The sequence below is a fragment of the Sphingomonas sp. AP4-R1 genome, from assembly GCF_013113735.1.
Lineage (GTDB): Bacteria > Pseudomonadota > Alphaproteobacteria > Sphingomonadales > Sphingomonadaceae > Sphingomonas_I.
Genome location: NZ_CP053346.1, coordinates 600,541 through 621,461, shown reverse-complemented (window position 1 = coordinate 621,461; position 20,921 = coordinate 600,541). Strand labels below are relative to the sequence as shown.

The window sequence follows — 20,921 nt, the reverse complement described above, 5'->3', positions numbered from 1 at the left end:
GGATCCTGAAACAGGTTCAGGATGACGGGAGGAGTGTGACGCGCCGCGCGCCCGTTACGAGAAGCTGGCCTTGAGGCCGTCGACCACGAACTGGGTGGCGAGCGCGGCCAGGATCACGCCCAGCATGCGCGTGATCACCGCCTCGATCCGGGCGCCCAGCACGCGCATGATCGGCCCGGCGGCCAGCAGCGCCAGCATCATCAGCACCATCACGGAGAGAAGCGCCGCCAGCACCGTCACCAGCGCCATGCCGTGATTGTGCGAGGCGAACAGCATGACCGTGGCGATCGATCCCGGCCCCGCGATCATCGGGATCGCCATCGGGAAGACGGAAATGTCCTCGATCTCGCGATGCTCGGCTTCGGCGCGCTTGGCGATTTCCTCGGCGCGGCCCTCGCGCCGCTCGGTGCGCTTCTCGAACACCATCTCCAGCGCGATCAGGAACAGCATGATCCCGCCGGCCACGCGAAACGCATCGAGGCTGATGCCGAGCGCGCGGAGCAGCGGCTCTCCGACGATCGCGAACACGATCAGGATCGCGCCGGCAATCACCGTCGCGCGGACCGCCATCGTCCGTCGCTGCGCCGGGCCCGCGCCCCGCGACAGGCCCGCATAGATGGGCGCGCAGCCCAGAGGATCGATCACGAGGAAGAAGGTGACGAAAGCGGAGATATAGAGCGTGATCATGTGCCTACGATGCGATCGACGACGGTTTCCCATCGTCCGGTGACGGAGGCGAGGACGCGCATCCGATAAGAGGTGCCGTCCCTGGCGACGCTCCAGCGCAGCGAGCCATCCGGCGAGGCGCCGCCGGCGAGCGCGCCGGGCGCTGCGGGCGGGGCCGGCAGGCGGCGGCATTTCAGGCCGCGCGTGGCGAAGGTGATGTCCCCGGCGGTGCTGCCGCCCGGATCGTCGGCGCCGCCGCCGTCATAGATCCATTTCCACTGGCCGTCGGGCTGGCGCTGCCAGATCGTGATGAAGCGGCCATTCGCCTTGGCCGAGCGCCAGGGGCCGGTGGAGAGGGCGAGGCTGCCGTCGCACGACGTGACGGTGCGTGCGGGCCACCACATCAAAGCGACGCGCGGATCCTTGAGCGGGGCGAGGAACCGGGCCGCATCGACCGGGCCGTCCACGAGGATCAGCGCGCCGGGCGCCATGAAGCGGCGGAAGGCGGTCCACTGGCCTTCGGTCTGCGCCGCCGAGGCGAAGGCGCGTTCGGCGGCCTCGACCGGCTGACTCGCGGCGATCTCGCCCGCGAGCAGCAGTCCGATCAAAGCGCGCTCTCGTCGAGCGCGAGTCCCTCGCGGCGATAGGCGGAGACGAGCGTGTTGCGGAGCAGGACCGCGATCGTCATCGGGCCGACGCCACCGGGCACGGGCGTGATCGCGCCCGCGACGTCTGCGGCTTCTTCGAACGCGACGTCGCCGACCAATTTCGAGGTGCCGTCCGCCAGCGTGACGCGGTTGATGCCGACGTCGATCACGGTGGCGCCGGGCTTGATCCAGGCGCCGCGCACCAGTTCCGGCACGCCCACGGCGGCCACGACGATGTCGGAGCGGCCCACGGTGGCGGCCAGATCGCGCGTGCGACTGTGCGCGATCGTGACGGTGCAGCTCTCGGCCAGCAGCAATTGCGCCATCGGCTTGCCGACGATGTTCGAGCGGCCGACGACGACCGCCTCCAGCCCGGAGAGCGAGCCGAGCCGGTCCTTCAGCAGCATCAGGCAGCCGAGCGGTGTGCAGGGCACGAAGCCCGGCAGTCCGCTGGCGAGGCGGCCGGCATTGACGGGGTGGAAACCGTCCACATCCTTGTCCGGATCGATCGCGGCGATGATGGCGTGGCTGTCGATCTGCTTCGGGAGCGGCAGCTGGACGAGGATACCGTCCACGGCGGGATCGGCGTTCAGCGTGGCGACCAGCGCCAGCAGCTCGTCCTGCGTGGTGGTCGCGGGCAGGCGGTGTACGGTGCCGGCGATGTTGGCCGCGATCGAGGCGCGCTCCTTCGAGCGGACATAGACGCTGCTGGCCGCATCCTCGCCCACCAGCACCACCGTGAGGCCCGCCTGCCGGCCGGCGGCCCTGGCGAAATCGGCCGCGACCGCGCCGACACGCTCGCGCAGGGAGGCGGCGAAGGCCTTGCCGTCGATGATCGTCGCGCTCATGATCGCCTCAGCCCAGCCCCACCAGCGACATCGCCAGACGCGGGATCACGATATTCCGCAGGATCTGGATGATCAGCAGCACGACGAGCGGCGAGAAATCCAGCGCGCCGAAATCGGGCATGATGCGGCGGATCGGACGATAGAAAGGCTCCGTCATCCGGCCGAGCGCGAACAGCACCTGCCGGACGAAATCGTTGGACGTGTTCACGACGTTGAACGCGACCAGCCAGGACAGGACCGCCTGGATGATGATGATCCACATCAACACCGAGAGCAGCAGATCGAGGATCTGGAGGAGCATGATCATGATGGGTCGGGATCCGGCGTTCGAGTGAGTGTGTTAGCGCGCTATAACATCGGAAGCGGCGGAGGGTAATTCCAGAGACGAAAGCATCCTCCCGTTGCAGGGAGGGGATGCATCCGGTTTCTCACCCCTGCCGCACCAAGGTGCCCGCACCCTGCTTGGTGAAGATTTCGATCAGCATCGCGTGCGGCACGCGCCCGTCGAGGATGACGGCGGCGTCGACGCCGCCCTCCACCGCATCGATGCAGGTTTCCAGCTTCGGGATCATGCCGCCGGAGATGGTGCCGTCCACGCGAAGCATCCTGATCTGGCTGGGCGTGAGATCGGGGATCAGGTTCTTTTCCTTGTCCAGCACGCCGGCCACGTCGGTCAGCAGGAACAGACGCTCGGCCCCGGTGGCGATGGCGAGCGCGCCCGCCATCGTGTCCGCATTGATATTGTAGGTCTCGCCGTCCGGGCCGACGCCGATCGGCGCCACGACCGGGATCATGCCCGCCTTGGAGATCGTATCCAGCACGCGGATGTCGATATCGTCGGGCTCGCCCACGAAGCCGAGATCGTCGGTTGGGTGCTTGACCTTCTCGACCGTGACGAGGCGGGCGTCCTTGCCCGAAATGCCGACGGCGCGGCCGCCTGCGCGGCTGATCCAGGAGACGATCTCCTTGTTGATCGCGCCGGACAGGACCATCTCGGCCGTCTTCATCGTGGCGGCATCGGTGACGCGCAGCCCATCGACGAAGCGGCTCTCGATCCCCTGCGCCTTCAGCATCGCGCCGATCTGGGGCCCGCCGCCATGGACGACGATCGGATTGATGCCGACCGCCTTCAGCAGCACCACGTCTTCGGCGAAATCGGTCGCCGCCTCGGCATCGCCCATCGCGTGGCCGCCATATTTCACCACGAAGGTCTGGCCGGCATAACGCTGCATGTAGGGCAGCGCCTCGGCCAGCGTCTCGGCCTTGGCGAGGAGATCGGGATTCGGGGCGTGGTTGCTCATGCGCCGCCCCTTAGCGGGAGAGGGGCGGGGGGTGAACCCTTCGCTTGGGCTCCGCGCCTTGTTTCAGGATCCATCGCCTGTGCTTCGCTTCGAGCGGCCCGGCTGTGGCAGGCTCCCGGGTCATGGATCCTGAAACAAGTTCAGGATGACGAGGGAGGGAGTATCAGCCCGCCGCCGCCTTGCGCCGCCGCGTGTCCCAGCCCTTGCGCGCGGCGGCCGAGCGTTGTTCGGCGGAGCCGGACGCGTGGGCCTTGCCGCCGCGCGAGGAGGAGACGTGCGTGTCGGGCTTGCCGCGCCCCGAGCCCGATTTGTTGCCGCCGCCGGATTCCTTGTTCACCGTCGCCCAGGCGCGGGCCTCCGCCTCCGCCTTCGGGGTGCCGCGTGCTTCGTAGCTTTCCTCGATATGCGCGGCCTTGCGCTTCTGCTTGTCGGTGTAAGCGCTCTTGTCACCCTGCGGCATGGCGGATCTCCATCGCGTGCTGCGACGAAAACGCCGGAACGCGCGGGGCGTTGCCGCAAATGGTCTGCCGCTTTGTTGACTTGGAGGGCGGTGACGCCACAAGCGGCGGCATGCGCTTCTTTTCCGACAATGCCGCCCCCGTCCATCCCGCCGTCTTCGCCGCGATGCAGGCCGCCGACGCGGTCGATACCGCGTATGACGGCGATGCGCTGAGCAAGGCGCTGGACGCGCGCTTCTCCGATGTGTTCGGGCGGGAGGTGGCGGCGATCTGGATCCCCACCGGCACGGCGGCCAATTCGCTGGCGCTGGCGGCGCTCTGCCCGCCCTTCGGCGGCGTGCTGTGCCACCGCGACGCGCACATCCAGAATGACGAATGCGGCGCGCCCGAATTCTTCACGCATGGCGCGAAGCTGCTGCTGTGTGAGGGGGCGGGGGCGAAGGTGACGCCCGAGACGGTGAAGGCGACGGCGGATGCGATCGCGAACGACGTGCACCGCGTGCAGCCGCATGCGCTCTCGATCACCAATGCCAGCGAATATGGCTGCGTCTATACGCCGGACGAGGTGGCGGCCTTGGGCGCGCTGGCCAGGCAGCGCGGCTGGGGCTTCCATATGGATGGCGCGCGCTTCGCCAATGCGGTCGCCACGCTCGGCTGCTCGCCGGCCGAGTTGACCTGCGACGCAGGCGTGGACGTGCTGAGCTTCGGCTTTGTGAAGACGGGCGGGCTTTCGGCGGAGGCGCTCGTTTTCTTCGATACGAAGCTGGTCGAGGATACGAAGCGCCGTCGCAAGCGTGCGGGGCATCTGCTGTCCAAGGGCCGCTATCTGGCGGCGCAGATTCACGCGATGCTGGACGGCGATCTGTGGCTGGAGACGGGGCGTTCGGCCAATGCGGCGGCGACGATGCTGGCGGAAGCCGCCGGCGCGCGGCTGCTGCATCCGGTGCAGGCGAACGAGGTGTTCCTGAAGGCGACGGCGGCCGAGGCGGCGGCGCTGCGGGCGAAGGGCTTCGACTTTTACGACTGGGCCGAGGGCGAGATCCGCCTCGTCACCCATTGGGCCAGCGACACGGGCGAGGTGGCGGCGCTGGCCGCCGCGATCGGCGCGTTATGAGGTGGGGCAGGCCGCTGCCCGCGCAGGTGCAGGCGGGGGTGGCGCTGCCCTTCCTGATCTCGACCTTGGTGTGGGGATCGACGTGGTTCGTCATCACGACCCAGCTGGCCTATGCGCCGGCCGCCTGGTCGATCGCGTGGCGCTTCCTGCTGGGGGCGGTGGCGATGTTCGGGGTGGCGGCGGCGATGCGCGCGCCCCTGCTGCTGCCGCGCGCCGCGCATGGGCTGGCGCTGGTGGTGGGCGTCACCCAGTTCGTCGTCAATTACCTGTTCGTCTATGGCGCGGAGGCGCAGATCGCCTCGGGCCTCGTCGCGATCGTCTCGGCGCTGCTGCTGGTGCCCAACGCCTTGTTCGCGCGCGCCTTTCTGGGGCAGGCGGTGTCGCGGCGCTTCCTGATCGGATCGGCGGTCGCGATTGCCGGGCTGGCTTTGCTGTTCGCGCATGAACTGGGGCGCGATGCGGCCGACCGGGGCCGCGTGCTGCTGGGCGTGGCGCTGTCGCTGGGGGGCGTGATGTCGGCCTCCACCGCCAACGTGCTGCAGGCGACGCAGCGGGCGCGCGCATTGCCCGCGCCGACGTTGCTGGCCTGGTCGATGGCCTATGGCGCGGTCATCGATGTCGCGCTCGCCTGCCTTACCGACTGGCCGCCGCGCTTTCCGCTCGCACCCGCCTATATCGCGGGCGTGCTGTATCTGGCGCTGATCGGCTCCGCGCTCACCTTCAGTCTCTATTTCGGGCTGATCCGGCGCGTCGGCCCGGCGCGGGCGGGCTATGTCGGCGTGCTGATCCCGGTGGTGGCGATGGCGCTCTCGACGATGTTCGAGGGCTATCGCTGGACCGCGACGGCGGCGGCGGGCGCCACGCTCGCGCTGGCCGGATTGCTCGTGGCGATGAGGGCGCGCAGCCCCGCGCGATAGGTGGGGTAAAGCGGCCGCCAGCCGAGTTCGCGCCGGGCCTTGCCGTTCGCGACGCGGCGATTCTCGGCATAGAAAGCGCGCGCGGCGGGCGAGAGATTCGCCTGCTCCAGCGTCTGCAGCGGGGGCAGAGGCAGGCCGAGCGCGGCGCAGGCCAGCTCCACCAGCGCATTTTGCGGAGCGGGCAGATCGTCGGCGAGATTAGTTACTCCCGGCGCGCCGCTGGTGGTCGCCAGCATCACCGCGCTCGCGATGTCGTCGACATGCACGCGGCTGAAGACCTGTTCGGGCAGGTCGATCCGGTGCGCCTGCCCCGCCGCCACGCGATCGAGGATCGAACGGCCGGGGCCGTAGATTCCGGGCAGGCGGAACACGCGCGCGCCGATCGCCTGCCACGCCAGATCGGCGATGATGCGCGGGCCGCGGCGACCGGCGAGCGGCGCGCTCTCATCGACCCACGCGCCGCCCGTGTCGCCATAGACGCCGGTGGAGGAAAGGTAGCCGATCCAGGGCACACGTGCGATTTCAGCGGCATAGGCCGAAAGGATCGAATCGGCCTCGCCTTCGGGCGGGACGGTGGAGAGGATGTGCGTGGCGGCGGCGAGCGCGGCGCGGACCTCGTTCGGATCGGCGGAGCGGCCGAAGGGGATCACGATCGCGCCCTGCGCCTCGGCGGCGGTGAGGATGCGCGCGCCGGTGTAGCCGGGGCCGAAGAGGATCAGTCGCATGATGCTGTCCTAAACTGTCATTCGGTTTGGTTCGATCCTGTCGAAACCGCGTCTCGACTTCGGTTCTCGGCACGCTCGAACCTTCGTTCGAAGTAAACGGACTGTAAGCCTGCGACGCGATAGGTTGAGAGTTCGCCTTTCTTAGGGCCTTCCATCCCCTGCCGCATCGCCATACATCCTCCGGATGCTTGATGCCGCAGCCCCCGTTTCCGCCACGCCGCCCGTCATTCGCCGGGAGGATTATCGGCCGCCCGACTGGCTGGTGCCGGAGATCGCGCTGGATTTTCAGCTGGGCGCCGATGCGACGCGCGTGAAGGCGAAGCTCACGGTGCGGCGGCAGGGCACGCATGCGCGCCCGCTGCGGCTGGACGGCGGCGGCGGGCTGACCCCGATCAGCGTCTCGATCGATGGCGAGGAATTGCACGACGCCTGGCGGCTCGACGGCGATCAGCTGGTGATCGATCTGCCGGGCACGGACCATCTGATCGAGACCGAGGTGCAGATCGCGCCCTCGGCCAATTCGACGCTGATGGGCCTCTATGAAAGCGGCGGCCTGCTCTGCACGCAATGCGAGGCGGAGGGCTTTCGCCGCATCACCTTCTTCCCCGATCGGCCCGATGTGCTGAGCCGCTACACGGTGCGGATGGAGGCGGAGCGGGCGCGCTATCCGGTGCTGCTTTCCAATGGCGATCATATGGATGCGGGCGACCTGCCGGGCGGGCGCCATTATGCTTTGTGGCGCGATCCCTTCCCCAAGCCCTGCTATCTGTTTGCTCTCGTAGCGGGCGATCTGGCCTGCAACGCGGACAGCTTCGTCACGCGCAGCGGCCGCACGATCGATCTCGGCATCTGGGTGCGCGAGGCGGATCTGGCCAAGACCGAACATGCGATGGCCAGCCTGAAGGCCAGCATGGCGTGGGACGAGCGCGTTTACGGCCGCGAATATGATCTGGCCGTGTTCAACATCGTCGCCGTTTCCGATTTCAACTTCGGCGCGATGGAGAATAAAGGCCTCAACATCTTCAATTCGCGCTACATCCTCGCCGATCCGGATACGGCGACGGATGCGGATTTCGATGCGATTGCGGGCGTGGTCGCGCACGAATATTTCCACAATTGGTCGGGCAATCGCGTCACCTGCCGGGACTGGTTCCAGCTCTCCCTGAAGGAGGGCTTCACGGTGCTGCGCGACCAGCAATTCTCGGCCGATCAGGGCAGCCCGGCGGTCAAGCGGATCGAGGATGTGCGCGCGCTTCGCGCGGCCCAGTTCCCGGAGGATGCGGGCCCGCTCGCGCATCCGATCCGGCCGGATTCCTATATCGAGATCAGCAACTTCTACACGGCGACCATCTACAACAAGGGCGCCGAAGTGATCCGCATGATGAAGCTGATCCTGGGCGACGAGGGCTTCCGCGCGGGCACCGATCTCTATTTCGACCGGCATGACGGCCACGCCGCCACCTGCGAGGATTTCATCGTCGCGATGGAGGATGCGTCGGGGGCCGATCTCTCGCGCTTCCGCCTCTGGTATACGCAGGCGGGCACGCCGCGCGTGAAGGCGGTGCTGGAGACGGACGCGCCGGGCGGTCGCGCGCGCCTGCTGCTCACGCAGACCGTGCCGCCGACGCCGGGCCAGCCCGAGAAACTGCCGATGCCGATCCCGCTCAAGCTCGCCCTGCTGGGCGCCGCGAGCGGCAAGGCGATGGGCGGCGAGCAGCTCGTGATCCTCGACGAGGCCGAGAAGGAAGTGCTGTTCGACGGGCTGACCGAGGCGCCGATCCTCTCGATCAACCACGGCTTCTCCGCGCCTATCTGTCTGGAGACGGATCGCGGGCCGGCCGATCTGGCGTTCCTGTCGGCGCACGACGAGGATCCGTTCGCGCGCTATGAGGCGATGCAGCAGCTGATGCTGGACACGCTCGTCGCTGCCGCGCGCGGGCAGACGGTGGATCATGCCGGCGTGATCGATGCGGTGCGGAACACGCTGACCGATCCGCATCTGGACGCGGCGTTCGTGGCGGAGGCGGTGCTGCTGCCGTCCGAAGCGTTCATCGGCGATCAGCTGGAGGTGGTGGACCCCGAGAAGGTCGCGGTGGTGCGCGAGGCGCTGCGCAACGATCTGGGCACCGAACTGCTCGATCTGTGGCGCGATGCCTATGCGCGCGCGCAGGCCAATCGCTACGAATACAGCCCCAGTGCCAAGGGGCTGCGGCGGCTGCGGACGGTGGCTTTGGGCTTCATCGCCGCCGCCAAGGCGCCCGACTGGGCCGAGCTGGCCTTCGCCCAATATCGGGATTCGGACAATATGACCGACCGCCAGGGCGCGATGGGCGTGCTGGCCAACAATGAGGGCGTGGAGCGCGAGCGGGCGCTGGCCGATTTCCACGATCGCTATGCGGGCGATGCTCTGGTGATCGACAAATGGTTCACCACGCAGGCGCTGTCCACGCGGCTGGATACGCCGGAGAAGGTGGAGGCGCTGGCGCGCCACCCCGATTTCACGATCGCCAATCCCAACCGGCTGCGCTCGCTGGTGGGCGCGTTCGCGGTGAACCAGCGCGCGTTCCACGATGTGTCGGGGCGGGGCTATCGCTTCGTGGCGGATATGATCCTGGGCGTGGACCGGCTCAATCCGCAGACGGCGGCGCGACTGGTGCCGAGCCTCGGCCGCTGGCGCCGCTACGAGCCGGTGCGGGCGACATTGATGCGCGGTGAGCTGGAGCGGATCCTGGCCGCGCCGGGGCTTTCGAAAGATGTGTTCGAGCAGGTTTCGAAGAGCCTGGGGTAATCCCTCCCCCGTTTGCTTCGAGCGGAGATCGAGCCTGTCGAGATCGTAGTCGAGAAGTCTCACACCGGCTTCTCGACGGTCGCATCTCGACAAGCTCGATGCTGCTCGAAGCGAACGGATGAGAAAAAATTGCGGGCCATGTCACACCGGGCACGGCCGCCTCGTCAAATCCTCAGACGCGCAGGTTGCGCGCTCTTCCCGAGGAGACAGACGATGACGACGCCCCGCATTCGCAACGTCCAGGCCTATAAGCTCGCGCCCGATCAGCTCGCCGCGATGATGGCGCTGGAGGAGAGCTTCAAGACGTCCGGCCTCGAACCGGACCTGCTCGAGCTGATCAAGCTGCGCGTGTCGCAGATCAACGGCTGCGCCTTCTGCCTGCACATGCACAGCAGCGACCTCCGCAAGATGGGCGTGGACGACATGAAGCTCCACGTCCTCGCCGCGTGGCGCGAATCCGGTTATTACAGCGCCCGCGAGCGCGCCGCCTTCGGCTGGGCCGAGGCCGTCACTCTGGTGAGCCAGACGGGCGTGCCGGATGCGGATTACGAAGCGCTGAAGGCGGAATTCAACGAGGAGGAACAGGTGAGGCTGACCTTCGCGATCGGCGCGATCAACGCCTGGAACCGGCTGGCGATCAGCTTCCGCTTCGCCCATCCGATCGAGCATAAGTGAGGCCCGACAGCCTCCTCGCCGATTTCGAGGCGCAGCGGCCCCGGCTGCGGCGTCTCGCCTATCGGATGACGGGCTCGCTCGCCGAGGCCGAGGATCTGGTGCAGGAGGCGTGGCTGCGCTGGGCGCGCACGGAGGAGGCGGTGGAGGCGCCCGCCGCCTATCTCACGCGGATCATGACGCGGCTGTGCCTGGATCATGCCAAATCGGCGCGGGTGCGGCGCGAGGCCTATGTCGGCGCGTGGCTGCCCGATCCGCTGGTGGGCGCGTTCGATCCGCGCGAGGAGGAGGACGCAGGGGCGGACGACCTGACGCTGACCCTGATGCTGGCGCTGGAACGACTCTCGCCGCTGGAGCGCGCGACCTTCCTGCTCCACGACGTGTTCGGCGAGGCGCTGGGCGATGTCGCGGCGACGCTGGACCGCGATCCGGCGGCGGTGCGCCAGCTGGCGGTGCGGGCCCGCGCGCACGTCCACGCGGCCAAACCGCGCTTCAAGGTGGAGCAGGCCGAGGCGGACCGGATCGCGCGCGCCTTCTTCGCCGCCTCGCGCGATGGCGATGTGGCGACGTTGCGCGCGATGCTGGCCGATGACGTGATCGTGCGGTCGGACGGCGGCGGCAAGGTGATCGCCTTCCTCAACATCATCCGGGGCATGGAGAAGGTGCTGCGCCTGTTCGCGGGCATCGCGCGCAAGTTTCGCGACAAGCCGGTGATGCTGGCGCAGGTCGAGATCGATGGCTTGCCGGGATATATCACGCACGATCGCGGCGGCGTGCTGCAGACGACCGCGCTGGAGATACGCGACGGCAAGGTCGCGGCGATCTACATGATGCGCAACCCGGACAAATTGCGCCATGTGGTGACGGCGCTGGCCCAGCAGGGCGTGATCCGGGAGGCTTCCTAGCCCGATCCGGTGGCTTCGAGCGAAGATTCGAGCCTGTCGAGAACCGCAGTCGAGAAGGGTTCTCGACGGTCGCTTATCGACTGCGCTCGAAGCTGCTCGAACCGAACGGAACGGTCCTACGCCTCCAGCTCGATGTCCCAGTACAGCCAGTCGCGCCAGCTGGTGTGGAGATAATTGGGCGGGAAGCTGCGGCCGTTTTCCTGCAGCTGCCAACTCGTCGGACGGAACGGCCATTCGGCCAGCGCCATGCCCGCCTGCCGGGGAGTGCGGCCGCCCTTGCGCAGATTGCAGGGCGCGCACGCCGTCGACACATTCTCCCACGTCGTGCGGCCCCCTTGGGCGCGCGGCACGACATGATCGAAGGTGAGATCGCTGGGCGAGCCGCAATATTGGCAGGCGAAGCGATCGCGCAGGAACAGGTTGAAGCGCGTGAACGCCGGATGCGCCGAGGGGCGCACATATTGGCGCAGCGCGATCACCGAGGGTAGCTTGATGCTGTGGTTCGGGCTGCGCACCTCCCGCTCATAATGCGAGACGATGTCGACGCGTTCGAGGAACACGGCCTTCACCGCCGTCTGCCACGGCCAGACGCTGAGCGGATAATAAGAGAGCGGGGTATAATCCGCGTTCAGGACGAGGGCGGGGCACCCGTCCGGATGGCGAATGAGATCGGGATGGTACATGGAACGACCAGGCCTCCGTTTGCACGGAGCCTTGGCATCCTGAACAAGCTTCGCCGTCCCGTCGCACCCGGAACGCCGGGCCAGTCGGCCGCCGCGTCTCCGTTGTCATCCCCGTTGCCAGCGAAGCGTGACAACCGCATTGCAGCAGGCTCCCGATTCGCGGTCAAGAGTCCTTCGACCTGTCAATGGTGATTTCTCGCTTCGCCCCCAGCCCGACGGGGCGCCTGCATCTGGGGCACGCCTTCTCGGCGGTGCGCGCGCACGATCTGGCGCGCGCGGAAGGCGGCCATTTTCTGCTGCGGATCGAGGATATCGATCCGGGCCGATCGCGCGAGGCGCATGTCGCGGGGATCGAGGAGGATCTGCGCTGGCTGGGGCTCGATTGGGACGGGCCTGTGGTGCGCCAGTCACAGCGGCTGGATCTGTATGCGGAGGCGCTGGAGCGGCTGAAAGCGCGGGGGCTGGTCTATCCCTGCTTCTGCACGCGGGCTGAGATCGCGGAAAGCGCGGCTGCGCCGCATGGGGCGACGCCGGTGTATCCGGGGAGCTGTCGGGGGCTGCCCCTGGATGCGGAGCGGCTGGCGCGGCAGCCGCATTGCTGGCGGCTGGATATGGGGAGGGCGATGGCGTCTCTTCCGTCCGTCACCCCGGACTGGATCCGGGGTCCCGCTGCCTCGCCGGCATCGGAGGAGAAGGAAGAAGCGGGATCCCGGCTCAAGGCCGGGATGACGGGTGAGGTGGGCCTTTGGTGGCAGGACGAGTTTGTCGGCCGGGTCCGGGCCGTGCCCGAGTTGCAGGGCGATGTCGTGCTGGCGCGCAAGGATGCGCCGACCTCCTATCATCTGGCGGTGACGGTCGACGATGCCGCGCAGGGCGTGACCGATGTGGTGCGGGGCGCGGACCTGTTCGAGGCCACGCATGTGCATCGGCTGCTGCAGGCGCTGCTGGAACTGCCGACGCCTTTCTATCATCACCATGCTCTGCTGACCGGCCCGGACGGGCGACGGCTGGCGAAACGCGACGGGGCGAAAAGCCTTACCGAACTGCGCGCGGAGGGCGCCGATCCGCAGGCGTTGCTCGTCATGTTGCGGCGCAAGGATGACGAGGCGCCCGCGAAGGCGTAGGACAAGCCGATGCAGACCTTTCTCTTCGTGCTGATCCTGCTGGCGGCGCTGGGTGCGGTCGTGTCGGTCGGGCGGGGCGTCTATTATTTCCTGCAGACCCAGCATGAGGAGATCCGCACCGGCCAGCCGAGCGAGAGCGGGCTGAAGCAGAACCGGATGATGTGGCGGCGCATCCAGTTTCAGGCGGTGGCGATCGTGTTCGTGATCCTGTTCCTGCTCGTCGCGCGCGGCCATGCCGGCTGATCTGCGGGGCTGATTTGGTAAAGCTCAATCGTATCTACACGCGCACCGGCGATGCCGGGACGACCGGGCTGGTCGACGGATCGCGCGTGTCCAAGGCCGATCCGCGCATGGCCGCGATCGGCGACGTGGACGAGGCGAACAGCGCGATCGGCATGGCCATCGCCTTGCTGGGCGAGGGGCCCGAGGCGACGATGCTCGGCCTGATCCAGAATGAGATGTTCGATCTGGGCGCGGATATCGCGACGCCGGGCGAGAGCTTCGAGCCCGGCGAGATGACGCTCCGCATGACGGCGGCGCAGGTGGCGCGGCTGGAGGCGGAGATCGACCGGATGAACGAGGCGCTGGAGCCGCTCCGCTCCTTCATCCTGCCCGGCGGATCGGCGGCGGTGGCCGCCTTGCATATGGCGCGCGCGACGACGCGGCGGGCCGAGCGGGCGATGGTGGCGGCCGCGGAAGGGGTTTCGCTCAACCCGCAGGCTTTGGCCTATATCAACCGGCTGTCGGATCATCTGTTCGTGCTGGCGCGGCTGGTGGCGGCGGCCGGCGGCGGCGAAGTGCTGTGGGTGCCCGGCAAGAGCCGCTGAGGATCGCGCGCGCCTCGTCATCCTGAAACGCGTTCAGGATGACGGGAGAGATGAGGAAAACGCCTTTCCAATCTTGGCGAAACCTTTTCGGCCCCTATATGTTCTTCTCCGGCGGGGAGGAGTTTCCGACCAATGGCTGCATGTGCTGAACGCCTGATCGGCGGGACCGACCTTGCTGCGCGTTTCGCGGCGACGCGCGCGCTGAGCGTGGATCTGGTGGCGCCGCTGTCCGATGCGGACGCCACGATCCAGCCGCATCCCGACGCGTCTCCGGCCAAATGGCATCTGGCGCACACCACCTGGTTCTTCGAGACGTTCGTGCTGCGCGATCATGTGGCGGGGCATCGCCCGTTCGATCCGCGCTTCGCCTTCCTGTTCAACAGCTATTACGAGGCCGAGGGCGAGCGGCATCCGCGCGCGCATCGCGGCATGCTGAGCCGACCCTCGCTTGCCGAGATTCTCGCGTGGCGCGCGGCGGTGGATGAGCAGATGGCGGCCGTGATCGACGATCTGCCATGCGCGGTGCGCGACCTGATCGAGCTGGGCGTAAATCACGAACAGCAGCATCAGGAATTGCTGCTCACCGATCTGCTGGCGACCTTCGCCGAAAATCCGATCGCGCCCGCCATCTGGGAGCATCCCCGGCCGACGCCCGCACCCGTGCCCGGCGCGATGGGCTGGATCGAGGGGCGCGACGGGCCGGTGATGATCGGCCATGACGCGTCGGGTGAAGAAGGCGCCTTCGCGTTCGACTGCGAGGGGCCGCGCCATGCCGCGATGCTCCATCCGCATGCGATCGCGGATCGGCTCGTCACCAATGCCGAATGGCAGGCGTTCATGGCGGACGGCGGCTACCAGCGGCCCGATCACTGGCTGTCCGACGGCTGGGCGTGGGTGAGGCGCGAGCGGATCGAGGCCCCGCTTTACTGGCGACGGGCTGGGGGCGGCTGGGTCCAGTTCGGGCTCGATGGACTGCATCCGCTCCATCCGGCCGCCGCCGTGACGCATGTCTCGCATTATGAGGCAGATGCCTATGCACGCTGGGCGGGCGTGCGGCTTCCCACCGAGGCCGAATGGGAGAGCGCCGCCCAAGGGCTCGATCCCACGGCGGGCAATCAGCTGGATGCGGCGGGACCCGTGCGCCCGCGCGCGGCAAGCCGATCGGGCAGCCCCGCGCAGATGTTCGGCGATTGCTGGCAATGGACCGGCAGCGCCTACCTTCCCTATCCCGGCTTCAAGACGGCCGAAGGCGCGGTCGGCGAATATAATGGCAAGTTCATGAGCGGGCAGGCCGTGCTGAAGGGCGCGAGCTGCGCCACGCCGCGCGGCCATTCGCGCGCCTCCTACCGCAATTTCTTCTATCCCCATCAGCGCTGGCAGTTCACCGGCGTGCGGCTGGCGAAGGATCTCTGACGATGCTGCTGCTCGACGAGCCGGCCGATACGGTGCCACATGCCGATCCCGCTTTCCTGTCCGATGTGCTGGCGGGACTTGCGCAGGAGCCCAAGGCGATCCCGGCGCGGTGGTTCTACGATCGGCGCGGATCGGAATTGTTCGAGGAGATCACGAAGCTCCCCGAATATTATCCGACGCGGGTGGAGACGGGCCTGCTGGAGATGCACAGCGCCGAGGTGGGGCGGATCACCGGCTCCGGGCGCGCGGTGGTGGAGTTCGGGTCGGGATCGAGCCTGAAGACTCCGCACCTGCTGCGCGCGATCGATCCCGCCGCTTATGTGCCGATCGATATTTCGGGCGATTTCCTGCGCGAGAGCGCGGATGGGCTGGCCCAGGCCTTTCCGGGGCTGCCGATTTTCCCGGTCGAGGCCAATTTCATGAGGCCGGTCGCGCTGCCGCAGGAGATTGCGGGCAAAGCGAAGCTGGGTTTCTTCCCGGGCTCCACGATCGGCAATCTCGTGCCGAGGAGCGCGGTCAATCTGCTGCGGAGCATGATCGACACTCTTGGGCTCGGCGCGATGCTGCTGATCGGCATGGACCGCGTGAAGGGCGAGGACGTGCTGGTGCCCGCTTACGACGATGCGGCGGGCGTGACGGCGGCGTTCAACCTCAACCTGCTGGAGCGGATCAACCGCGAGCTGGGGGCGGACGTGCCGGTGCATCTGTTCCGCCATCAGGCCCGCTGGAACGATCTGTGGGCGCGGATCGAGATGCATCTGGTGGCGACGGAGGATCTGTCCTTCACGATCGCGGGCCGGCGCTTCGCGATGCAGGCGGGCGACACGATCCACACCGAGAACAGCCACAAATATGATCCGCGCAGCGCGCGCCAGCTGCTGGCGGCGGGCGGCTGGAGCCCGATCCGGGAATGGCCGGATGCGGATGGGAAGTTCTCGCTGTTCCTGGCGGAAGCACGCGCGGAGCCGGTGGCGCCCTGATCCCTTTTGCCGTCATTCCCGCGGAAGCGGGAACCCAGCGGCGACCGTCGGACTGGGTTCCCGCTTTCGCGGGAATGACGAAGAGGGAGGGCGCGCTCCCTTTTTTGTCCGTCCGTCATCCTGAACCTGTTTCAGGATCCATGATCCGGGAGTCCTCTACGACCGAGCCGCGTGAAGTGAAGTTGGGCGATGGATCCTGAAACAAGTTCAGGATGACGCGGCGGGTGGAGCGAGGGTGCGTGGCGGATAGACCATGTTCTGCCCCGCCCATCTTTCCGCGTGACAGGTTCGGGGCGGACGCTAGATTCCGGCGATGACCACGCCTTCCGCTTCGCCGCCTCTCTGCCGCTCTCTGTTCGTCTTCTCGCTGCTCTATGGCGGCATGGTGGTGATTGCGGGCGTGTTGGGGGTGAAGCAGGTGGCGTTCGGGCCGCTCGCGGTGGAGGCCGGGATCTTCGCCTTCCTGCTGCTCGTCGCGATGGGCAGCGCCACGGCTGAACTGCATGGCCGCGCGACGGCGGATGCGATCGTGCGCTGGGGCTTCCTGCCGCTGATCGTGTCGGCCTGCCTGATCCAGCTCGTGCTGAAGCTGCCGACCGATCCGGGCATGTATCCGCCCGCCGTCGATGCCTTCCCGATCGTGGTGGGGCAGGGCGCGCGAATGATGATCGCGGGGCTGATCTCCTATGGCACCTCGCAGACGCTGAACGTGCTGATCTTCTCCAAGCTGCGCGGCGCGGGTGGTGCTGGCGGGCTGGTGTGGCTGCGGGGCATGATCGCCTCGATCGTCAGCCAGATCGTCGATACGGTGCTGTTCATCACCATCTCCTTTTACGGCGAACGGCCGATCATGGGGCTGATGGCGGGGCAGATGCTGACGAAAGTGGTGCTGTCGATCATACTCGTGCCGTGGCTGATAACCGGCTTCGTAGCGCTCGGGCGCCGTCTGGATCGCTAGCCAAACCCGCTTTCCGTAGCGAAATCCGCATCCCCTTCGCCGGGGAGGGCCGCTTTTGCGGGATTTTGTCGCGCGCCATTTTGCCTTGCTTGTGGAACTATTGCAATCCTTCTAAGTATAGACGGCAGACTATCGCGAACAATCCCCGGTTCGAATGTCTGTTATTGCAGTGCAATACGAAGTTATTGCACTGCATCAAGATGAATGTGTCATGACAGAAACATGTCAGACGCGCAGGAGCGAAGGAATGATCATGAACAATCGGAAGAGCTTCGGCTCGGCGTTTGCCAAGGGCGCGCTGGGTCTTGCGGCGACTTGCCTGTTCACCGGTGCGGCTCTGGCCGAAACGACGGTGATCGTGCAGCCTGAGGCTGCGGCACAGACCCGTATCACCATGCAGCAGCAGGTCCGCTACGGCGATCTGGATCTTTCGACCGCCGAGGGCCGGGCGACGCTGAACCAGCGCGTCCGTTTCGCGGCGAGCGACGTGTGCGACGGCAAGAACGTGGACAATACCCGTTCGCCGATCGCCTATCTGGATTGCTACACCGATGCGGTGCGCGGCGCGAAGCAGCAGCTGAACCAGCGCCTCGCCTCCGCGCAGGGCAGCACGGTCACGGCGGTCCGCTAAGCGGAGCGCCTGCCTCAAGCCCCGCCCCGGCGTTTCTCGCCAGGGGTGGCGGCACCGGGACGGTCGCCCCCAATGCCCGTCCCTTCCTCGGCCGGTCCGGCGCGCAGCCGGCCGGCCGATTTGGTTTTCGGGGAAGTTCGGCGCCCGATACGGTTCCAGATCCGTTCGTCCTGAGCGCAGTCGAAGGACGGGCTATGGGCGGTGACAGCTGGAGCACGTGCTTCGACTGCGCTCAGCACGAACGGAAAGTTGGCTAGCCCGTACGATTCTCGGCTGGCCTCTCCCTCAATCCTCCAGATCGTCGGCCAGCGCCTTGCGGAGCTTGTCGAGCGCGGCTTTCTTGATCTGGCAGATGCGCGCGGCGCCGACGTTCAGCACCTGGCCGATCTCGTCCAGGTTCATCTCCTCGACGAAATAGAGCTGCAGGACGAGCGCCTCGCGCTCGGGCAGCTCGCCGATGCGGCTGGCCAGCAGGCGGCCCAGCTCCTCGCGCTCCAGCGTCTCGTCGACACGCTCCTCGACATCGGCGAACCACATCGACTGATCCGAATAGACTTCGTCCAGCGATTCCTGGCGCACGGCGATCGTGCTGTCGGCCAGCTCGCGGAATTCGGCCGCGGACAGGCCCATCGCATCGGCCAGCTCGGCCTCGCTCGGGGATCGGCCGAGCTGCGATTCCAGCTTGGCGATCTGCGCGCCCAGCTCGCGCCGCTTGGCCATGGCCGATCGGCAGAGTGTCGCGTGGCGGCGCAGATGATCGATCATGTTCCCGCGGATCCGCATCGACGCATAGGTCGAGAAAGCGTGGCCGCGATCCTCATAGCTGTTCGCGGCCTCCACCAGCGCGACCATGCCGATCTGCACCAGATCCTCGATATCGATCGCGGACGAGACGCGGCCATGGACGTGCCAGGCGATCTTGCGGACCAGCGGCATGTGCGCGCGGGCGAGATGCCCCGTGTCGAGCTTGGCCGGGCGGCGCTGATAGGTGGTCAGCGGCACCGGATCCTCATGCGTGAGGCGGGGGGCGGGGATCATCGTGCCATCTCCGGCTGCTGGGTCAGCTGGCCGCTGGCCTGGGTGTTGTTACCCGATCCGACGATCGCGACGACTTCGACGGGCTTGCCGTCGGGGATTTCGAGGAATGACAGCACCGGCGTCTCCGGCAGGTGAGGTTTAAGCAAACGGGCCAGCGCGCGACGCGCCAGCGGCGAGGTAACGATCGCAAAGCGCGATGCGGTGTTGATGAACGGTGTCGCCGCCTGGCCGACCGCACCGACGATGCGGCTGGCCAGAGCGGGTTCGAAGGGATGCTGGGCATTGCCGCCGACGCGCACGGCGTTGGCGAGGAGGCCTTCCAGCTCGGCGTCCAGAGTGATGACCGGGAGCGGCATCCGCACCGGCACGACGGTTTGCACGATCAGCGCGCCGATGCGGCTGCGGACCTGCTCGACGAGCGCGACGGAGTCGGTCGTCTCGCGGGAGGAGTCGACGATCGCTTCGGCGATGCGGCGGAAATCCTTGAGCGGAACGCCCTCGGACAGCAGGCCGCGGCTGACGGCGGCAAGCTGCGCCAGGCTGAGCGGATTGGGCGTGAGGCCCGCCACCAGCTGCGGCGCGCTTTCCTTGAGCGCATCGAGGAGCTTCTGCATCTCGTCCATGCCGAACAGATCGGACGCGGCATTGGCGACGAGCTGGTTGAGATGCGTGGCGATCACGGTCGCGCCGTCCACCACCGTATAGCCCGCGACGACGGCGGCGCCGCGCTGCTCGGGGCGGATCCAGATCGCGTCGAGCCCGAAGCTGGGATCCTTGACGGCGCGGCCCTCGACCGTGGCCTGCAGATCGCCGCTGTCGAGCGCGAGCAGATCGTCCGGCCAGCATTCATCCTCGCCGACGACGACACCGGCGACGCTGATGCGATACTGGTTGGGGCCGAGCGAGAGATTGTCGCGGACGCGCACCAGCGGCACGACGAAGCCGAGTTCGCGCGACAGCTGGCGGCGGATGCCGGTGATGCGGGCCATCAGCGGGGCGCCCTTGCGCTCGTCGACCAGCCCGATCAGGCCATAGCCCAGTTCCAGGCTCAGCGCGGCGCCGTCCGACACCTCGTCCCAGCCGATCGCGGCGGGATTGGTTGGGGCTGCGGCCTCGGCGGCGGTGTCCGGGGTGGCGTTGGCGCCGGTGGCGGGCTTGGCGCCCTTCAGCTTCCAGGCGACGAAACCGGCAAGGCCGGCGGCCGGCAGGATGATGAAGTGCGGCATGCCCGGCAGGATGCCGAGGAAGCCGAGAATGCCCGCGACCGGCGTCCACGCCTTGGCCGAGCCGAACTGGCTGGTGATCTGGTTGGACAGATCGAGCGGCGAGGACACGCGGGTCACGATCGCGGCGGCGGCGATCGAAAGCAGAAGCGCGGGGACCTGCGCCACGAGCGCGTCGCCGATCGCCAGCTGGATATAGGTGGAGGCGGCTTCGCCGACGGCCATCTTGTGATTGACGACGCCGAGGACGAGGCCGCCGAGGATGTTGATCGCCAGGATCAGCACGCCGGCGACGGCATCGCCCTTCACGAACTTCGACGCACCGTCCATCGAACCGTAGAAATCGGCTTCGGTCGCCACTTCCTGGCGGCGCAGCTTCGCTTCCTCGGGCGTCATCAGGCCGGCGTTCAGATCGGCGTCGATCGCCATCTGCTTGCCGGGCAATGCGTCGAGGGTGAAGCGCGCGGACACTTCGGACACGCGACCGGCGCCCTTGGTGATGACGACCATGTTGATGATCATCAGGATGCCGAACACGAACAGACCGACCGCATAATCGCCGCCGATCAGGAATTCGCCGAAGCTTTCGATCACATGGCCTGCGGCCGCCGCGCCGGTGTGGCCGTTGACCAGCACGACGCGGGTGGAGGCGACGTTCAGCGCCAGACGTAGCAGGGTGGCGAAGAGGAGGACGGTGGGGAAGGCCGAGAAGTCGAGCGGCTTCTCCGCATTCAGCGCGACCATCAGCACGGCCAGGCTGATCATGATGTTGGCGATGAAGCCCATGTCGAGCACGATGCTCGGCACCGGCACGATCATCAGCCCGACGAGCATCAGCGTCGCCAGCGGAAGGATCGCGCCTTTCACCGAACCCAGCCAGAGCCGTTTGTTGATCGCCGTGGTCGCCATTCTTACCCTCTTACTTGCGCAATCATCGTAGCAAGGGGCGTGCCAGTTGCGGCGGAGCGGTAACGGCTGGTCGTGTGGAAAGTTTAGGGGCTGT

The 20,921-nt window shown here is 67.4% G+C and carries 22 protein-coding genes; 12 read left to right on the top strand and 10 right to left on the bottom strand.

Annotated elements, in window-relative coordinates; all coding sequences use genetic code 11:
* Positions 1–54: 54 nt before the first annotated feature.
* The 6 genes from HL653_RS03035 to HL653_RS03010 all read right to left on the bottom strand — a co-directional run bounded on the left by HL653_RS03035 (position 55) and on the right by HL653_RS03010 (position 3,922).
* Entirely contained in the window at positions 55–687 is a 633-nt protein-coding gene (locus tag HL653_RS03035) for a MarC family protein (protein WP_171743208.1), read from the bottom strand.
* On the bottom strand, positions 684–1,274 hold the full coding sequence (locus HL653_RS03030; protein ID WP_171743207.1) for a hypothetical protein: 591 nt from the start codon (positions 1,272–1,274) through the stop codon (positions 684–686). Before HL653_RS03030 ends, HL653_RS03035 begins: the two co-directional genes overlap by 4 nt.
* Positions 1,271–2,161, bottom strand: coding sequence for a bifunctional methylenetetrahydrofolate dehydrogenase/methenyltetrahydrofolate cyclohydrolase FolD (gene folD / locus HL653_RS03025; RefSeq protein ID WP_171743206.1), 891 nt, complete (start codon positions 2,159–2,161; stop codon positions 1,271–1,273). Before folD ends, HL653_RS03030 begins: the two co-directional genes overlap by 4 nt.
* A gap of 7 nt (positions 2,162–2,168) precedes the next feature.
* Positions 2,169–2,468 (bottom strand): YggT family protein, encoded by a 300-nt coding sequence (locus HL653_RS03020; protein WP_171743205.1) that lies wholly within the window; start codon positions 2,466–2,468, stop codon positions 2,169–2,171.
* Positions 2,469–2,589: 121 nt separating this feature from the next.
* On the bottom strand, positions 2,590–3,462 hold the full coding sequence (argB, locus tag HL653_RS03015) for an acetylglutamate kinase (RefSeq protein ID WP_171743204.1): 873 nt from the start codon (positions 3,460–3,462) through the stop codon (positions 2,590–2,592).
* A gap of 163 nt (positions 3,463–3,625) precedes the next feature.
* Complete coding sequence (locus HL653_RS03010; protein ID WP_171743203.1) at positions 3,626–3,922, bottom strand: plasmid stabilization protein; 297 nt, start codon at positions 3,920–3,922, stop codon at positions 3,626–3,628.
* Positions 3,923–4,032: 110 nt separating this feature from the next.
* On the opposite strand from HL653_RS03010, the gene HL653_RS03005 reads away from it, so the two are divergent.
* Together HL653_RS03005 and HL653_RS03000 are read left to right on the top strand one after the other, a co-directional pair.
* On the top strand, positions 4,033–5,034 hold the full coding sequence (locus HL653_RS03005) for a low specificity L-threonine aldolase (RefSeq protein WP_171743202.1): 1,002 nt from the start codon (positions 4,033–4,035) through the stop codon (positions 5,032–5,034).
* Positions 5,031–5,951: a DMT family transporter gene (locus tag HL653_RS03000; RefSeq protein WP_171743201.1), complete on the top strand. Its 921-nt coding sequence runs from the start codon at positions 5,031–5,033 to the stop codon at positions 5,949–5,951. Before HL653_RS03005 ends, HL653_RS03000 begins: the two co-directional genes overlap by 4 nt.
* On the opposite strand, the gene HL653_RS02995 is transcribed toward HL653_RS03000, so the two are convergent.
* Positions 5,861–6,676 (bottom strand): SDR family NAD(P)-dependent oxidoreductase, encoded by an 816-nt coding sequence (locus HL653_RS02995; protein WP_171743200.1) that lies wholly within the window; start codon positions 6,674–6,676, stop codon positions 5,861–5,863. The genes HL653_RS03000 and HL653_RS02995 overlap by 91 nt on opposite strands.
* A 184-nt stretch (positions 6,677–6,860) precedes the next feature.
* On the opposite strand from HL653_RS02995, the gene pepN reads away from it, so the two are divergent.
* The 3 genes from pepN to HL653_RS02980 all read left to right on the top strand — a co-directional run bounded on the left by pepN (position 6,861) and on the right by HL653_RS02980 (position 11,041).
* Positions 6,861–9,464: an aminopeptidase N gene (pepN, locus tag HL653_RS02990; protein WP_171743199.1), complete on the top strand. Its 2,604-nt coding sequence runs from the start codon at positions 6,861–6,863 to the stop codon at positions 9,462–9,464.
* Between the two features lie 213 nt (positions 9,465–9,677).
* Positions 9,678–10,139: a carboxymuconolactone decarboxylase family protein gene (locus HL653_RS02985; protein WP_171743198.1), complete on the top strand. Its 462-nt coding sequence runs from the start codon at positions 9,678–9,680 to the stop codon at positions 10,137–10,139.
* Positions 10,136–11,041: a sigma-70 family RNA polymerase sigma factor gene (locus HL653_RS02980; protein WP_171743197.1), complete on the top strand. Its 906-nt coding sequence runs from the start codon at positions 10,136–10,138 to the stop codon at positions 11,039–11,041. The genes HL653_RS02985 and HL653_RS02980 overlap by 4 nt, the downstream gene beginning before the upstream one ends.
* 116 nt (positions 11,042–11,157) lie before the next feature.
* Here the strand turns inward: HL653_RS02980 and HL653_RS02975 are convergent, their stop codons facing one another.
* Complete coding sequence (locus HL653_RS02975) at positions 11,158–11,724, bottom strand: HNH endonuclease (RefSeq protein ID WP_171743196.1); 567 nt, start codon at positions 11,722–11,724, stop codon at positions 11,158–11,160.
* Positions 11,725–11,909: 185 nt separating this feature from the next.
* Between HL653_RS02975 and gluQRS the strand changes: the two genes are divergently transcribed.
* The 7 genes from gluQRS to HL653_RS02940 all read left to right on the top strand — a co-directional run bounded on the left by gluQRS (position 11,910) and on the right by HL653_RS02940 (position 17,657).
* Complete coding sequence (gene gluQRS, locus HL653_RS02970; RefSeq protein ID WP_171743195.1) at positions 11,910–12,848, top strand: tRNA glutamyl-Q(34) synthetase GluQRS; 939 nt, start codon at positions 11,910–11,912, stop codon at positions 12,846–12,848.
* Positions 12,849–12,857: 9 nt separating this feature from the next.
* Positions 12,858–13,091 (top strand): HIG1 domain-containing protein, encoded by a 234-nt coding sequence (locus tag HL653_RS02965; protein ID WP_171743194.1) that lies wholly within the window; start codon positions 12,858–12,860, stop codon positions 13,089–13,091.
* A 14-nt stretch (positions 13,092–13,105) separates the two neighbouring features.
* The gene (locus HL653_RS02960; RefSeq protein WP_171743193.1) at positions 13,106–13,675 is read left to right on the top strand and encodes a cob(I)yrinic acid a,c-diamide adenosyltransferase; all 570 of its coding nucleotides are present in this window, start codon (positions 13,106–13,108) and stop codon (positions 13,673–13,675) included.
* 132 nt (positions 13,676–13,807) lie between these two features.
* On the top strand, positions 13,808–15,088 hold the full coding sequence (egtB, locus tag HL653_RS02955; protein WP_171743192.1) for an ergothioneine biosynthesis protein EgtB: 1,281 nt from the start codon (positions 13,808–13,810) through the stop codon (positions 15,086–15,088).
* Positions 15,089–15,090: 2 nt separating this feature from the next.
* Complete coding sequence (gene egtD, locus HL653_RS02950) at positions 15,091–16,068, top strand: L-histidine N(alpha)-methyltransferase (protein ID WP_171743191.1); 978 nt, start codon at positions 15,091–15,093, stop codon at positions 16,066–16,068.
* Between the two features lie 313 nt (positions 16,069–16,381).
* Positions 16,382–17,026 (top strand): queuosine precursor transporter, encoded by a 645-nt coding sequence (locus HL653_RS02945; RefSeq protein ID WP_171743190.1) that lies wholly within the window; start codon positions 16,382–16,384, stop codon positions 17,024–17,026.
* A gap of 253 nt (positions 17,027–17,279) precedes the next feature.
* Positions 17,280–17,657: a UrcA family protein gene (locus HL653_RS02940; protein WP_171743189.1), complete on the top strand. Its 378-nt coding sequence runs from the start codon at positions 17,280–17,282 to the stop codon at positions 17,655–17,657.
* 285 nt (positions 17,658–17,942) lie between these two features.
* Here HL653_RS02940 and HL653_RS02935 read toward each other — a convergent pair whose 3' ends face one another.
* Together HL653_RS02935 and flhA are read right to left on the bottom strand one after the other, a co-directional pair.
* On the bottom strand, positions 17,943–18,593 hold the full coding sequence (locus tag HL653_RS02935) for a FliA/WhiG family RNA polymerase sigma factor (protein ID WP_253718219.1): 651 nt from the start codon (positions 18,591–18,593) through the stop codon (positions 17,943–17,945).
* 98 nt (positions 18,594–18,691) lie between these two features.
* A complete protein-coding gene (gene flhA / locus HL653_RS02930; RefSeq protein ID WP_171743187.1) occupies positions 18,692–20,827 on the bottom strand; it encodes a flagellar biosynthesis protein FlhA in 2,136 nt (711 codons plus the stop codon).
* Positions 20,828–20,921 lie beyond the last annotated feature (94 nt).